Annotated in this window: 13 protein-coding genes and 1 pseudogene; 5 read left to right on the plus strand and 9 right to left on the minus strand. The window is 60.1% G+C overall.

Translation table 11 applies throughout. The features are described 5' to 3' along the window. Positions 1 to 52 precede the first annotated feature (52 nt). The 6 genes from fba to tkt all read right to left on the minus strand — a co-directional run bounded on the left by fba (position 53) and on the right by tkt (position 6,441). Entirely contained in the window at positions 53 to 1,117 is a 1,065-nt protein-coding gene (gene fba / locus AC1DIH_RS08790; protein ID WP_030130215.1) for a class II fructose-bisphosphate aldolase, read from the minus strand. 252 nt (positions 1,118 to 1,369) lie between these two features. Then, positions 1,370 to 1,702, minus strand: a complete 333-nt coding sequence (locus AC1DIH_RS08795; protein ID WP_427545150.1) for an MliC family protein — start codon at positions 1,700 to 1,702, stop codon at positions 1,370 to 1,372. Between the two features lie 59 nt (positions 1,703 to 1,761). Continuing rightward, positions 1,762 to 1,983 carry a hypothetical protein gene (locus AC1DIH_RS08800; protein WP_477771399.1) on the minus strand — a complete coding sequence of 74 codons (222 nt, stop codon included), beginning with the start codon at positions 1,981 to 1,983 and terminating at the stop codon, positions 1,762 to 1,764. A gap of 34 nt (positions 1,984 to 2,017) precedes the next feature. Further along, positions 2,018 to 3,181: a phosphoglycerate kinase gene (locus tag AC1DIH_RS08805; protein WP_477771400.1), complete on the minus strand. Its 1,164-nt coding sequence runs from the start codon at positions 3,179 to 3,181 to the stop codon at positions 2,018 to 2,020. Between the two features lie 25 nt (positions 3,182 to 3,206). Then, a complete protein-coding gene (gene epd / locus AC1DIH_RS08810) occupies positions 3,207 to 4,292 on the minus strand; it encodes an erythrose-4-phosphate dehydrogenase (protein ID WP_477771401.1) in 1,086 nt (361 codons plus the stop codon). A 151-nt stretch (positions 4,293 to 4,443) separates the two neighbouring features. Beyond that, on the minus strand, positions 4,444 to 6,441 hold the full coding sequence (tkt, locus tag AC1DIH_RS08815; protein ID WP_054594422.1) for a transketolase: 1,998 nt from the start codon (positions 6,439 to 6,441) through the stop codon (positions 4,444 to 4,446). A gap of 273 nt (positions 6,442 to 6,714) precedes the next feature. Between tkt and AC1DIH_RS08820 the strand changes: the two genes are divergently transcribed. The 4 genes and pseudogenes from AC1DIH_RS08820 (at position 6,715) to AC1DIH_RS08835 (ending at position 11,252) form a co-directional block, all read left to right on the plus strand. Next, the gene (locus AC1DIH_RS08820; protein WP_477771402.1) at positions 6,715 to 7,710 is read left to right on the plus strand and encodes an ArsR/SmtB family transcription factor; all 996 of its coding nucleotides are present in this window, start codon (positions 6,715 to 6,717) and stop codon (positions 7,708 to 7,710) included. An 18-nt stretch (positions 7,711 to 7,728) separates the two neighbouring features. Next, the gene (gene metK / locus AC1DIH_RS08825) at positions 7,729 to 8,919 is read left to right on the plus strand and encodes a methionine adenosyltransferase (RefSeq protein ID WP_103316704.1); all 1,191 of its coding nucleotides are present in this window, start codon (positions 7,729 to 7,731) and stop codon (positions 8,917 to 8,919) included. A 158-nt stretch (positions 8,920 to 9,077) separates the two neighbouring features. After that, positions 9,078 to 10,760: pseudogene (gene ligB, locus AC1DIH_RS08830) on the plus strand (NAD-dependent DNA ligase LigB). 96 nt (positions 10,761 to 10,856) lie between these two features. Continuing rightward, entirely contained in the window at positions 10,857 to 11,252 is a 396-nt protein-coding gene (locus AC1DIH_RS08835) for a DUF1090 domain-containing protein (RefSeq protein WP_477771403.1), read from the plus strand. 182 nt (positions 11,253 to 11,434) lie between these two features. On the opposite strand, the gene AC1DIH_RS08840 is transcribed toward AC1DIH_RS08835, so the two are convergent. Next, the gene (locus tag AC1DIH_RS08840) at positions 11,435 to 11,884 is read right to left on the minus strand and encodes a c-type cytochrome (RefSeq protein WP_477771404.1); all 450 of its coding nucleotides are present in this window, start codon (positions 11,882 to 11,884) and stop codon (positions 11,435 to 11,437) included. Positions 11,885 to 12,012: 128 nt separating this feature from the next. Between AC1DIH_RS08840 and mltA the strand changes: the two genes are divergently transcribed. Continuing rightward, positions 12,013 to 13,197, plus strand: coding sequence for a murein transglycosylase A (mltA, locus tag AC1DIH_RS08845; protein ID WP_477771405.1), 1,185 nt, complete (start codon positions 12,013 to 12,015; stop codon positions 13,195 to 13,197). Positions 13,198 to 13,339: 142 nt separating this feature from the next. Here the strand turns inward: mltA and AC1DIH_RS08850 are convergent, their stop codons facing one another. Beyond that, positions 13,340 to 13,723, minus strand: coding sequence for an MAPEG family protein (locus AC1DIH_RS08850; RefSeq protein ID WP_477771406.1), 384 nt, complete (start codon positions 13,721 to 13,723; stop codon positions 13,340 to 13,342). A gap of 35 nt (positions 13,724 to 13,758) precedes the next feature. After that, the gene (locus tag AC1DIH_RS08855; RefSeq protein WP_477771407.1) at positions 13,759 to 14,592 is read right to left on the minus strand and encodes an EamA family transporter; all 834 of its coding nucleotides are present in this window, start codon (positions 14,590 to 14,592) and stop codon (positions 13,759 to 13,761) included. Positions 14,593 to 14,789: the final 197 nt, after the last annotated feature.

The raw sequence follows: 14,789 nt of genomic DNA on the forward strand, positions 1-14,789 counted from the left end.
AAAAACCCGCCTCTCGGCGGGTTTTTTATTAATGCAATTAAACGTTCAGGTCTTAGTTAACCTTGGCGTTCAACTCACCCTTCAAATAACGCTGGAACATCGCTTCCAACGAGATCGGCTTGATCTTCGAAGCATTACCCGCCGTACCAAACTGCTCATAACGTGCGATACATACATCACGCATCGCTGTCACGGTCGCACCAAAGAACTTACGTGGGTCGAACTCGCTCGGGTTGGTGGCCATCAGGCGACGCATCGCACCGGTGGAGGCCAGGCGCAGGTCGGTGTCGATGTTGACCTTGCGCACGCCGTGCTTGATGCCTTCGACGATTTCTTCAACCGGTACACCGTAGGTTTCTTTGATGTCGCCGCCGTACTGGTTGATGATCGCCAGCCACTCTTGCGGTACCGAAGAGGAACCGTGCATCACCAGGTGGGTGTTCGGGATGCGTTTGTGGATTTCCTTGATGCGGTCGATGGCCAGCACGTCGCCGGTGGGTGGCTTGGTGAACTTGTAAGCGCCGTGGCTGGTGCCGATGGCGATAGCCAGGGCGTCGACCTGGGTGCGTTTGACGAAGTCAGCGGCTTCTTCCGGATCGGTCAGCATTTGGCTGTGATCGAGCACGCCTTCTGCACCGATACCGTCTTCTTCACCGGCCATGCCGGTTTCCAGCGAACCCAGGCAGCCCAGCTCGCCTTCTACCGATACGCCGCAGGCGTGAGCCATGGCTACGGTTTGTTGGGTGACACGGACGTTGTAGTCGTAGTCGGTCGGGGTCTTGCCGTCTTCGCCGAGGGAGCCGTCCATCATCACCGAGCTGAAGCCCAGCTGGATCGAGCGCTGGCAGACGTCAGGGCTGGTGCCGTGGTCCTGGTGCATGCACACCGGGATGTGCGGGAATTCTTCGATCGCCGCCAGAATCAGGTGACGCAGGAATGGCGCGCCAGCGTATTTACGGGCGCCGGCCGAAGCCTGGACGATCACCGGGGAGTCAGTCTTGTCAGCGGCTTCCATGATGGCGCGCATCTGCTCAAGGTTGTTGACGTTGAAGGCTGGAACGCCGTAGCCGAACTCGGCTGCGTGGTCCAGCATCTGGCGCATGCTGATAAGTGCCATGGTGTGTGTCTCTCCCGGTTGAGGGTCGTTAATCGTGCAAGCCTGCCGTAGCGGCGGCTGCTATTCAAGTTAATGCAGATCGGGGGTAAGGCCGGCCTGCGAATTCGGTGATGCATCAATCTCAAGAACGACACTGACCCACTTGTGGGAGCGAGCCTGCTCGCGATAGCGGTAGCCCAGTCACATCATCGTTGAATGTGCCGCCCTCATCGCGAGCAGGCTCGCTCCCACATTAGGTCCGTGGTGTATCAATTACTTGGCTTTACAGCCGCGGCCGATCAAGTCGTTGGTGGCGACCCAGTACACCAGGCCTTCCTCACCTTTGACGTGAAACGCCAATTTGTCATCGCTGTACAGCGAACCACTGCCTGCGGGCTCCAGCTTCAAACGGTGTACCTGATCGTCGCCACCCAGGCGCACGTCAACAGCGTTGTGGCTGTTGTCAGTGTAGTGCCAGAGCACTTGAGCCTGGCTGTCGCAAACCCAGGTCGTCCACGCATCAGGCGCGGGCGACGACGCGAACGGGTTCATAGTGGCGCAACCGGCAAGTAGTGCCAGCGACCCCACGGCTATCAAGCCTTTCATCCATTTTCCTCGGCAGTCGGCACACGCCAACTGCGCTGGGTATCAGTGAGTCAGACCGGTCAAGGGCAACCATGTTCCTTGGCCGGGGTCCGCGTCTCGTATTTATCCAGGCCATCCGGCCCGGAGCGCTTGTTGAGTACCGGGTTGGTTTCGGCTTGCCAGTCGGCCTGGTAACAGCCTTTGTCCGGCGCGCCGGCATCCGATTCCTGCGCGGCTTTCGGGGTACTCCCGCAGCCGGCCAGTACGCCCGCTGCGAACAATGTCGCTAACATCTTGACCATGTAAACACTCCTTTGCCTGGTCAATGGATGACCCTTAGGCCTTTGCCCGGCTTTCCAGGACTTCAACAGCCGGCAGCACTTTGCCTTCGACGAACTCGAGGAACGCGCCACCGCCGGTAGAAATGTAGGAGATTTGATCCGCAACGCCATACTTATCGATGGCTGCCAGGGTGTCGCCGCCGCCCGCGATGGAGAATGCCGAGCTGTCTGCGATGGCCTGAGCCAGGACTTTGGTGCCGTTTCCGAACTGGTCGAATTCGAATACGCCGACCGGGCCGTTCCACAGGATGGTTTTCGACGATTTCAGCAGCTCAGCGAAGTGCGCTGCGGTCTGTGGGCCGATGTCGAGGATCATGTCGTCTGCTGCTACGTCGGCGATCAGCTTGACGGTCGCGGTCGCGCTTTCAGCGAATTCCTTGGCAACCACCACGTCGACTGGCAACGGTACGCTGACTTTGGCGGCGATGGCACGGGCGGTGTCCAGCAGGTCTGGCTCGTACAGCGATTTGCCGACCGGGTGACCGGCAGCGGCCAGGAAGGTGTTGGCGATACCGCCACCAACGATCAGTTGGTCGCAGATCTGGCTCAGGCTGTTCAGCACGTCGAGTTTGGTCGAGACCTTGGAGCCGGCGACGATGGCCGCCATTGGCTTGGYCGGGGCGCCCAGGGCTTTGCCCAGTGCGTCCAGCTCGGCAGCCAGCAACGGGCCGGCCGCAGCGACTTTGGCGAACTTGGCCACGCCGTGGGTCGAACCCTCGGCACGGTGAGCGGTGCCGAAGGCGTCCATCACGAACACGTCGCACAGGGCAGCGTATTGCTTCGCCAGTTCGTCAGCGTTCTTTTTCTCGCCTTTGTTGAAGCGCACGTTCTCGAACAGCACGATGTCGCCGGCCTTGACGTCAACGCCGCCCAGGTAGTCGGAGACCAGAGGCACTTCACGGCCCAGGGCCTTGCTCAGGTAGTCAGCGACTGGCTTGAGGCTGTTCTCGGCCGAGAATTCACCTTCGGTCGGACGGCCCAGGTGCGAGCAGACCATCACCGCCGCGCCTTTTTCCAGGGCCAGCTTGATGGTCGGCAGCGAGGCCAGGATTCGCGCATCGCTGGTGACAACACCGTCCTTGACTGGGACGTTGAGGTCTTCGCGGATCAATACGCGCTTACCTTGCAGATCGAGGTCGGACATCTTCAACACGGTCATGGGTCGCATTTCCTGGGTAGCTGTTTTAGAGAGCAGGTTTTTTAGAAACAGAGAGTTGAGAAGCAGAGAGCTTGATGGCTGTTTGCAGATAGTGTCCTGCAACATCCAGCATTCGGTTTGCAAACCCCCATTCGTTGTCGAACCAGGCCAGTACGTTCACCAGCCTTGGGCCGGAAACGCGGGTCTGACTGGCATCGACGATCGCCGAATGCGGGTCATGGTTGAAATCACAACTGGCGTGAGGCAACTCGGTGTAAGCCAAAAGCCCCTTGAGCGGGCCATGGGTGGCGGCCTCGCGCAGGATCCGGTTGACTTCAGTCGCGTCGGTGTCAGTGACGGTTTGCATCGTGATGTCGAGGCACGACACGTTGACCGTCGGCACGCGTACAGCTTTGGCCTGAATTCGCCCGGCAAGTTCCGGCAGCAGGCGTTCGATACCGCGCGCCAGGCCGGTGGACACCGGGATCACCGACTGGAACGCCGAACGGGTGCGGCGCAGGTCTTCGTGATGGTAGGCGTCGATGACCGGCTGGTCGTTCATTGCCGAGTGAATCGTGGTGATCGACACGTAGTCCAGGCCAAAGGCCTGATCCAGCAGACGCAACAGCGGCACGCCGCAGTTGGTGGTGCAGGACGCGTTGGACACCAGCAGTTCATCGCCGGTCAGGCACTCCTGATTGACGCCGTAGACGATGGTGGCGTCGACATCCGCTTCGCTGGCCATCGGCTGGGAAAACAGCACGCGCGGTGCGCCGGCGTCGAGGAAACGCTGGCCGTCCGCGCGTGTGTGGTAAGCACCGGAGCACTCAAGCACCAGATCGACGCCCAGCGACGCCCAATCGATGCCTTCGGGGGTGGCACTGCGCAGGACCTTCACGCAGTTGCCATTAATATGCAGACAATCGCCGTCAACCCTCACCTCACCGGGAAAACGCCCGTGGGTGGAGTCGAAGCGTGTCAGGTATTCGACGCTGGCCATGTCAGCCAGATCGTTGATTGCCACAATTTCAAACCCGGCAGCCGCCCCTCGCTCGAACAAGGCACGCAAGACGCAACGACCAATCCGGCCGTAGCCGTTGAGTGCAACTTTGTAAGGACGCGGTTGAGGCATGGGGTTCTCGATTACCGTGGTGAATCCTTCAATCCGGTGTTGCCTGAACCAACGCTATCGCGAGCAGGCTCGCTCCCACAAGGATCTTCACCGACCCTGTGGGAGCGAGCCTGCTCGCGATGACGTCAGATCAGACGACACATTTTCTGGATCAGTCTTCCAGCAGTTCTTCAGCCTGGCCCAGGATGTTTTCCAGGGTGAAGCCGAACTCTTCGAACAAGGCCGGCGCAGGCGCCGACTCGCCGTAGGTGGTCATGCCGATGACGCGGCCTTCCAGGCCCACGTACTTGTACCAGTAGTCCGCGTGCGCGGCCTCGATGGCGATACGGGCGCTGACCTGCAACGGCAGAACCGCTTGCTTGTAGCCGGCATCCTGAGCATCGAACACGCTGGTGCATGGCATGGAAACCACGCGCACCTTGCGACCCTGTTCAGTCAGCTTGTCGTAGGCCTGAACGGCCAGGCCGACTTCCGAACCGGTGGAGATCAGGATCAGCTCAGGCTCACCCGCGCAATCCTTGAGCACATAACCACCACGGTTGATCAGTTCGATCTGCACCGCGTCACGGGTTTGGTGCTGCAGGTTCTGACGCGAGAAGATCAACGCTGTAGGACCGTCTTTACGCTCCAGGGCGTTCTTCCAGGCCACTGCCGATTCAACGGCATCGGCTGGACGCCAGGTGTCGAGGTTCGGCGTGCAACGCAGGCTGGCCAGTTGTTCGATTGGCTGGTGAGTCGGACCGTCTTCGCCCAGACCGATGGAATCGTGGGTGTAGACGTGGATCACGCGCTGCTTCATCAGGGCGGACATGCGCACGGCGTTGCGGGCGTATTCCATGAACATCAGGAAAGTCGCGCCGTAAGGCACCAGGCCGCCGTGCAAGGCAACGCCGTTCATGATGGCAGTCATGCCAAACTCGCGAACGCCGTAGTACATGTAGTTGCCGCTGGCGTCTTCAGCGCTGACACCTTTGCAACCTTTCCACAGGGTCAGGTTGGAGCCGGCCAGGTCAGCCGAACCGCCAAGCATTTCCGGCAGCAGCGGGCCGAACGCGTTCAGGGCGTTCTGGCTGGCTTTACGGCTGGCGATGGTTTCGCCTTTGGCCGCCACTTCAGCGATGTAGGCCGAGGCTTTTTCAGCGAAGTCTTCTGGCAACTCACCGCTCAGACGACGGACCAGCTCGTTGGCCAGCTCCGGGAATTCAGCGGAGTAGGCAGCGAAACGCTGATCCCACTCGGCTTCGACCGCGCGGCCGGCTTCCTTGGCATCCCACTCGGCATAGATGTCGGCCGGGATTTCGAAAGGGCCGTAGTTCCACTTCAGCGCAGTGCGGGTCAAGGCGATTTCCGCGTCACCCAGTGGGGCACCGTGGCAATCTTCCTTGCCTTGCTTGTTCGGCGAACCGAAGCCGATGGTGGTTTTGCAGCAGATCAGCGTCGGTTGCGCGCTTTTGCGTGCCGTCTCGATCGCGATCTTGATCTCTTCCGGGTCGTGACCGTCAACGTTACGGATCACCTGCCAGTTGTAGGCTTCGAAACGCTTCGGGGTGTCATCGGTGAACCAGCCTTCGACTTCGCCGTCGATGGAGATGCCGTTGTCATCGTAGAAAGCGATCAGTTTGCCCAGGCCCAGGGTACCGGCCAGGGAGCTGACTTCGTGGGAAATGCCTTCCATCATGCAGCCATCACCCAGGAACACATAGGTGTGGTGGTCGACAACGTTGTGACCTGGACGGTTGAACTGCGCCGCCAGGACTTTTTCTGCCAGGGCAAAGCCCACGGCGTTGGCCAGGCCCTGACCCAATGGGCCAGTGGTGGTTTCAACACCCGGGGTGTAGCCGAGTTCCGGGTGACCCGGGGTACGGCTGTGCAGTTGGCGGAAGTTTTTCAGATCATCGATCGACAGGTCGTAGCCGGTCAGGTGCAGCAACGAGTAAAGCAACATCGAGCCGTGACCGTTGGACAGGATGAACCGGTCGCGGTCGGCAAACGATGGATTGCTCGGGTTGTGCTTGAGGTAGTCACGCCAAAGCACTTCGGCGATATCCGCCATGCCCATAGGGGCACCGGGATGGCCGCTGTTGGCTTTTTGCACGGCATCCATGCTGAGGGCACGAATGGCGTTGGCACGCTCACGACGGCTGGGCATCGCTGTTCTCCTGCTGATACTGAATCGAGAGTGAATAAAACGAAACGGAAAAAAGGCGAGCATTTTCCCTCAGCGGACAGCCTCGGGGCAATGACAGATAGTCATCTGGAGGCGTTTTTCCCACGGATAACGGCGGTTTCGGGTGATGAAACCTTTCCGCTGTACGTTTGTAGAGTTAATCATCCCGTGAGAAGTGCCATCCATCGAGCAATATCAAAACTTTTTGATATTGCCCTTGCAGGGATTTCGACGCATCACTAGACTGCTGGCCTTATGAATTTACGCGTGCCTTCCATTCGCCATGACGATTGCGATGAGCTGGCGGCCTTGTGCAAGGCCGGCGGCGATCCGTTGCGGCTGAACGTTTTGCGCGCCTTGGCCAACGATTCGTTCGGCGTGCTGGAACTGGCGCAGATCTTCGCCACCGGCCAATCGGGCATGAGCCACCACTTGAAGGTGCTGGCCCAGGCTGACCTGGTAGCGACCCGCCGTGAAGGCAACGCGATTTTTTACCGTCGCGCCCTGCCCCACACCGAATTGCTGGGCGGCAGGCTGCACGCGGCACTGCTTGAAGAAGTGGACAACCTGACCCTGCCCAGCGATGTGCAGGCGCGGATCAGCCAGGTCCATGGGCAACGAGCCGCTGCCAGCCAGGACTTTTTCTCACGGGTTGCGGAAAAGTTTCGCGCCCAGCAAGACTTGATCGCCGGCTTGGCGCAGTACCGTGAAAGCGTGCTGGCCCTGCTCGACAAGTTGAGCTTCAGCGAAGGTGCCACCGCGATTGAAGTCGGCCCCGGCGACGGCAGTTTTCTGCCGGAACTGGCGCGCCGCTTCAGTCAGGTCACAGCGCTCGACAACAGCCCGGCGATGCTCGAACTGGCGTGTCAGGTCTGCGAACGTGAAAAGCTGGCTAACGTCAGCCTGCAATTGGCCGATGCATTGGATGGCGTAAGCCTTGAGGCCGATTGCGTTGTACTGAACATGGTCTTGCACCATTTCGCCGCGCCAGCCGATGCACTCAAGCAGATGGCCGGCTTGCTGCAACCAGGCGGTAGCCTGTTAGTGACAGAGTTATGTAGCCACAACCAAAGTTGGGCCAGGGAGGCCTGCGGTGATCTTTGGTTGGGGTTTGAACAGGACGATTTGGCCCGTTGGGCCACCGCTGCGGGACTCGTTCCCGGGGAAAGCCTCTATGTAGGCTTACGTAATGGTTTCCAGATCCAGGTCCGCCACTTTCAGCGACCGGCTGGCGACACTCACCATCGGTAAATTCAGGAAAACATCGAGATGAGCGAATACTCCCTCTTCACCTCCGAGTCCGTGTCTGAAGGGCATCCGGACAAAATCGCCGACCAGATTTCTGATGCGGTGCTGGACGCCATCATTGCTGAAGACAAGTTCGCCCGTGTGGCGTGCGAGACTCTGGTGAAAACGGGCGTGGCGATCATCGCCGGCGAAGTCACCACCTCGGCCTGGGTCGATCTGGAAGACATCGTCCGTAACGTGATCCTCGACATCGGCTACAACAGCTCGAATGTCGGCTTCGACGGCGCAACCTGCGGCGTGATGAACATCATCGGCAAGCAGTCCCCCGACATCAACCAGGGTGTTGATCGTGCCAAGCCTGAAGACCAGGGCGCCGGCGACCAGGGCCTGATGTTCGGCTACGCCAGCAACGAAACCGACGTGCTGATGCCAGCACCGATCACCTTCTCGCACCAACTGGTTCAGCGCCAGGCTGAAGCCCGCAAGTCCGGCCTGCTGCCTTGGCTGCGTCCAGACGCCAAGTCGCAAGTGACCTGCCGCTACGAAAACGGCAAGGTTGTCGGTATCGACGCCGTTGTACTGTCGACCCAGCACAACCCGGAAGTATCCTACAAAGACCTGCGCGAAGGCGTGATGGAACTGATCGTCAAGCACGTGCTGCCTGCCGAGCTGCTGTCCAAGGACACCCAGTTCCACATCAACCCGACTGGCCAGTTCATCATCGGTGGCCCGGTGGGCGACTGCGGCCTGACCGGCCGCAAGATCATCGTTGACAGCTACGGCGGCATGGCTCGTCACGGCGGCGGCGCGTTCTCCGGTAAAGATCCATCGAAGGTTGACCGTTCGGCTGCCTACGCCGGTCGTTATGTGGCCAAGAACATCGTGGCTGCCGGCCTGGCCGAGCGTTGCGAGATTCAGGTTTCCTACGCCATCGGCGTCGCTCAACCGACTTCGATTTCGTTGAACACCTTCGGCACCGGCAAGATCAGCGACGACAAGATCGTCAAACTGGTCCGCGAAGTGTTCGACCTGCGTCCATACGCAATCACCACCATGCTCGACCTGCTGCACCCGATGTACCAGGACACCGCTGCGTACGGCCACTTCGGTCGCACCCCGGAAACCAAAACCGTGGGCGACGATACATTCACCACGTTCACCTGGGAAAAAACCGACCGCGCCGACGCCCTGCGCGCTGCTGCCGGCCTGTAAGACTTTCCTGGCTGCACAAAAAGCCCCGCACGGTTCGCCGTGCGGGGCTTTTTCATGGGCGTTGATCCGGCCTGGACACACCCTGAAAACTACCTGCGCTCGCCAGCCTCCCTGCTGATCTAGCCTTCAGGCATCCCCCTCGAGCAAGGATGCTCATGATGCCGCCCATGCTTCGTCTGTTGATCGGTTTCTGGTTGATAGCTGCCTGCCTGAACGCCAACGCCAATAGCTGTCCCGACTGGCTCCCCACCCAAGCCCTAACCGAAATCACCGCACTGCAAGCGCAAATCGATCATTGGGACGACAGCTATCACCGACAGGGGCGCTCACTGGTCGCCGACGAAATCTACGACCAATCCCGTGCCCGCCTCAACGCTTGGCGAGCATGCTTTGGCGGGACCACAACACCCGAGAATCCGTTGCGTGCCGCCCGCGGCACGGTGCCCCATCCGATTTCCCACACCGGCCTCGAAAAGCTCATCGACGGTCGTGCCGTCGAAGCCTGGCTCAAGACACGCGACGATATCTGGGCTCAGCCCAAAGTCGATGGCGTTGCAGTCACGCTGGTTTACCGCGAGGGTCAGTTGCAGCAGGCGATCAGTCGCGGGGACGGTATCAACGGCCAGGACTGGACCGCCTCGGCGCGCAAGATCGCCGCCATCCCCCAGCAACTGCCGCAGTCACTGGACTTGCTGCTGCAAGGCGAACTCTATTGGCGCCTGACGGATCATGTACAAGCCAAGAGCGGCAGCCTGAACGCCCGCAGCGCCGTGGCCGGGTTGATGGCCCGTAAAGAACTGAACCCTGTGGACGCCAACGGAATCGGGCTATTTGTCTGGGATTGGCCGCAAGGTCCGGCCAGCTTGCCGGAGCGCCTGGTCGCCCTGAAAGCACTGGGCTTCCCTGACAGCGAGCTCTACAGCCAGCCCGTCAGCGCATTGGCCGATGCCGAACGTTGGCGCGATCACTGGTATCGCACACCTCTGCCGTTTGCCAGCGACGGTATTGTCTTGCGCCAGAGTCGACGTCCGGCGGCGGAGCGTTGGGAGGCGAAAACACCGCTCTGGAGCGTGGCCTGGAAATACCCTTTCGCCCAGGCACTGGCTGAAGTGCGCAAGGTCAACTTCAAGATCGGACGCACCGGGCGCATCACCCCGGTGCTGGAGCTTGCGCCGGTCATGCTCGATGATTGACAGATCAAACGTGTGAGCGTCAGTTCGTTGCAGCGCTGGCAGGCCATGGATATCCGCCCCGGCGATCAGGTCGCCATCAGCCTTGCCGGGCTGACCATCCCAAGACTCGACAGCGTCGTGTTGCGCAGCACTGAACGACCCGAGGTAAGCGCACCGCGTGCAGAAGACTTTCATCACCTCAGTTGTTGGCAACCGACACCGGGCTGCGAAAGTCAGTTTCTCGCGCGACTGACCTGGCTCAGTGGCAAGCAAGGCCTCGCGCTGCGCCATATCGGCCCCGGCACCTGGGAAAAACTGATCAGCGCCGGACGCCTCAAGGGTTTGCTCGATTGGTTGACCCTCGACGCCCAAGAGCTTGCTAACATTGACGGCTTCGGCGAGCGCAGCAGTGTCCGCTTGCTGAACAGCCTGCAAAGCGCCCGGCAACAGCCCTTTTCACGTTGGCTGAAAGCATTGGGTTTGCCGCCCACCGGTGAGGCCAGACTTGCAGACTCATGGCAATTACTGGCGCAACGAGACACTGAGCAATGGCAGACCGAAGCCGGAATCGGCCCGGGGCGCGCAGCGCAATTAAGCGCATTTTTTCGCGATCCGCAGGTGCTGGCCTTGAGCGAACAATTACACGCTGCCGGAATAGACGGTTTTTAGCTATGCAGAGAGCCGGCAGTTTTGAACCCAATGAGTATCGATGCGCTCCAACAGCCCATCTGCTGCCGACCTGATGTTTTATTAAACGGAGCCTTTATGAAATTTCTTTCACCGCTCGCCATGCTGGTCCTTTGTGGCGTCATGGTGACACCGCTGATGGCTGCCGAAGAAACTCCGCAACTCACTGGCTGCGCCGCCAAGCGCCAGTCCATCAGTAACCAGATCGAACAGGCCAGGGCGCACGGCAATGCCGGGCAAAAGGCTGGCCTGGAAAAAGCCCTGAGCGAAGCCACCGAGCACTGCAACGACGCCGCCTTGAAGAAAGAGCGCGAGAACAAGGTGCTCGACGCCAAGCACGAAGTCAGCCGCCGTCAGGCCGACCTCGACAAGGCCATGAAGCAGGGCGACGCCGAGAAAATCAACAAACGCAAAGACAAACTCGCCGAGGCCCGCAAGGAATTGCAGCAGGCGCTGGATGAACTGGATAAGTAAATCCGAGATCAATGAGTGCAGCAGCTTTTGTGGCGAGGGAGCTTGCTCCCGCTCGGACGCGTAGCGTTCGCAATCCGGCTATCGCGATTTCCCGGGATAATCGCGATAGCCGATTTTGGGGCGGCTTCGCCACCCAGCGGGAGCAAGCTCCCTCGCCACAGAGTTATCAGTTGAAGCTGAAATCAGTGATCACGAAACTGTTTATGGCACGCACTACAGGCGTCTTCGACTTTCTGCACAGCCGGGCCCAGGTTACTGGCCTTGTACGGCTGAACCTGGCTGGCAATCACCAAGTCACCGGTGGCGGCTTCGAGTGTGCGGGCCATGTCCTGGAAACGTGCCTGCTGCTGCCAGACACCGTCTTTGGCGCTGGTGTTGCCGTCCTCACGAACCTGTGGGAAATGCTTCCACGGCTCATGGGACAAGGCGTCGAGCTTGACGGCGCCTGCGGTAAAACGCGGGCCATCGAACGGGATACGTCCCCGCAACATGCCGCCCAGGTCTTCGCCGGTCTTGAGCATTTGCTTGAAAATCGCCTTGCGCTGACCCAGCGGCGAGTTCGGATCGACACCGCCACAGGCGGACAGCGTCAGACAGGCCAGCAATACAACAGAAAGTCTTTTAAGAGTCATGGTGGCTTCAGGTCACGGGAAACGGCGACCAGTATCCTCGTGTCGTCGGCAAAGACCAATAGCCCTATTAACAACAAGGGTTGCTTGAATGCTGGAAGCACTCGGGCAACCTGCACAGGAAATACCGCATGAACAGCCGTTTCAAGGCCTGGCGCAACACTCTGCTCTGGACCGTACCGATGGTCGCCCTGCTCGCCGGCTGCAACAGTGGCGACACTGCAAAACCACAAACCCATGCCATCGCCACCTATTCCAGCGCGACCTGGGAAGCCTTGCCGGCAGTCTCTGATAATGACTTGCTGGCCGGCTTCGGTTCCTGGCGCAGCGCCTGTATTCGCCTGAAGTCCGACCCGGTCTGGGGCGCGACCTGCGCAGCTGCCGCCAACGTGCCGCAAACCGCAGACGCCATCCGTGGCTTTCTCAAGGAACAGCTGGCGGTCTACGGCCTGCGCTCCTCCAGCGGCAATGCCAATGGCTTGATCACCGGCTATTACGAGCCGGTCTATCCGGGCAGCCTGACGCAGAACCCGGTGGCCAATGTGCCGGTTTACGGTGTACCGGACGACATGATCATCGTCTCGCTTGAGAGCATTTACCCCGAACTCAAAGGCAAGCGCCTGCGCGGTCGCCTTGAAGGCCGGGTGCTCAAGCCTTACGACGATGCCGCCGCCATTGAAACCAAAGGGGTCCAGGCGCCTGTGCTGGCGTGGCTGACCGACCCGATGGACCTGCAGTTTCTGCAAATCCAGGGCTCGGGGCGTATTCAATTGGAAGATGGTCGCCAACTGCGCATCGGTTATGCCGACCAGAACGGCCACCCGTACCGACCTATCGGCCGCTGGCTGGTGGATCAGGGCGAGTTGAAGAAAGAAGACGTGACCATGGGCGCCATCAGTGCCTGGGCCAAGGCCCACCCGACGCGCATTCCTGAACTGCTCGGCAGTAACCCGAGCTACGTGTTCTTCAGCCGCAATCCTGACAGCAACGAAGGTCCGCGCGGCTCGCTGAACGTGCCACTGACCTCGGGTTACAGCGTGGCGGTGGATCGCAAGGTGATTCCGCTGGGCAGTCTGCTCTGGTTATCCACCACCCGCCCTGATGGCAGCGCACTGGTACGCCCCGTCGCCGCACAGGACACCGGTGGCGCGATCACCGGCGAAGTGCGCGCCGACCTGTTCTGGGGCACCGGCGACGCCGCCGGGCAACTGGCCGGCGACATGAAACAGCAAGGGCAAATCTGGATGCTCTGGCCAAAAGGCGCAGCGCTGCCGCAATTGCCGCAGGTGACCGAGGCGGTAAAGACTACCCCTTAGGTATTGTGTCGGCTCGGCTATTGCTATCGCGAGCAGGCTCGCTCCCACATTGGAATGCATTCTCCTGTGGGAGCGAGCCGGCTCCGGGCGGCGCTCCGACGATGAGGCCAGTCGAAACACCGAAAATTCCGGCAGCTGAACTTCAGATCGACACAAAAAAGAAGGCGGCAATCAGCCCCATGCCGACAAACCACACCAGCGAACGCAGGATTGCCCAGTCTGCCAGGTAGCAGATGATGTAAAGCAGGCGACTGGTGATGAACAGCACCGACAGCACGTTGATCGTCACCAGTTCGGCATTGCCGACCAGGTGCGCAACGATGACCGCGGCGGCAAACGCCGGGGTGACTTCAAAGCTGTTCAACTGGGCCCAGTGGGCACGCCTGGCGAACCCTTCGAGGGACTCAAGGAAATCTCGCGGATCATGATTATCCCGAAGCCCGAACTTGCCGCCGATCTTGGCGATGGCGGTGAAAACGTACGGCAAGAAAATCGCAATCAATACACACCACAGGGCAACGTTCATTGCACATTCCTTTTTAGAGTTTCGTAAGCACTCGCTCAGAACTTCATCACGAGCATGCCGGCCAGTACCAGCCCACAAGCCAAGAGCCTGGGCCTGCCAAAAGGTTCCTTGAGGTAACGCATGCCGAACAGCACCACCAGAATCACACTGATCTCGCGCAGCGCCGCCGCTTCGGCAATTGACCCCAACTGCATGGCCCAGAGCACCAAAGCGTAGCTGAACAACACGCAGAACCCGACGCTCCCCCCCAGTCGCCACTGTTCACGCCAGAACAGCATAAAAGCCGGACGCTTGCGCACCAGTGCCAACAGCGGAAACGGCCAGGCACTGAGCAGCGTCACCCAGACCAGGTAATCGAGCGGGTGCGACCAGCGCCGCAACGCCTGCCCATCGATAAAGGTGTAGCCGCCGATGCACAAGCCGATCAGCACCACTACCGGCAACATTGACCACGGCAAACGCTCCCCGCCACCGCCCTGCCAAAGCAGGCACAGCATGCCGAACGGGATCAGCAAAATGCCGAGGATCTGCTGGGTCGTCAGCACTTCGCCGGCAAAGACCAGTGTCAGCGCCAGGACCACCAACGGCGACAAACCGCGCATCAGCGGATAGACCAACCCGAGATCGCCGACCCGATAGGCCTGGATCAGCAGATAGCGATAGAGCAACTCGAAGGCGGCCGAAGCGAGTATCCACGGCCAGATGTCCATCGGCGGCAGCGCGACGAAACCCAGCATCAGCGCGACAAACAGCATCGCCACGCTGTCCATGCAGGCCACGACCAATAACCGCTCAGCACTGAACTTGATCAGGGTATTCCAGGCTGCGTGCAACAACGCCGCCACCAACACCAGAATCGTCGCTAGCACCCTGCTCTCCTTGCCCGCATCAACCGAATTGATTCGCCATATGTCAGCAGCTGTTTATACTGCAACCGACCACGCCGCACTCAGTTGCGCACATACTTATTCCAATAAATTTCTGCTGCTACCCGATCCTCACGGAGCCGGGAGTTTGCATGCGTATGCCTGATCAGAGCGTCAAGACTACCGACAGAGACCTTGCG

Source organism: Pseudomonas sp. 05N36 (assembly GCF_056397385.1).

Coding starts and splice junctions, on each gene's coding strand:
- fba (WP_030130215.1), bottom strand. CDS start 1,117: ATGGCACTTATCAGCATGCGCCAGATGCTGGACCACGCAGCCGAGTTC.
- AC1DIH_RS08795 (WP_427545150.1), bottom strand. CDS start 1,702: ATGAAAGGCTTGATAGCCGTGGGGTCGCTGGCACTACTTGCCGGTTGC.
- AC1DIH_RS08800 (WP_477771399.1), bottom strand. CDS start 1,983: ATGGTCAAGATGTTAGCGACATTGTTCGCAGCGGGCGTACTGGCCGGC.
- epd (WP_477771401.1), bottom strand. CDS start 4,292: ATGCCTCAACCGCGTCCTTACAAAGTTGCACTCAACGGCTACGGCCGG.
- tkt (WP_054594422.1), bottom strand. CDS start 6,441: ATGCCCAGCCGTCGTGAGCGTGCCAACGCCATTCGTGCCCTCAGCATG.
- AC1DIH_RS08820 (WP_477771402.1), top strand. CDS start 6,715: ATGAATTTACGCGTGCCTTCCATTCGCCATGACGATTGCGATGAGCTG.
- metK (WP_103316704.1), top strand. CDS start 7,729: ATGAGCGAATACTCCCTCTTCACCTCCGAGTCCGTGTCTGAAGGGCAT.
- AC1DIH_RS08835 (WP_477771403.1), top strand. CDS start 10,857: ATGAAATTTCTTTCACCGCTCGCCATGCTGGTCCTTTGTGGCGTCATG.
- AC1DIH_RS08840 (WP_477771404.1), bottom strand. CDS start 11,884: ATGACTCTTAAAAGACTTTCTGTTGTATTGCTGGCCTGTCTGACGCTG.
- mltA (WP_477771405.1), top strand. CDS start 12,013: ATGAACAGCCGTTTCAAGGCCTGGCGCAACACTCTGCTCTGGACCGTA.
- AC1DIH_RS08850 (WP_477771406.1), bottom strand. CDS start 13,723: ATGAACGTTGCCCTGTGGTGTGTATTGATTGCGATTTTCTTGCCGTAC.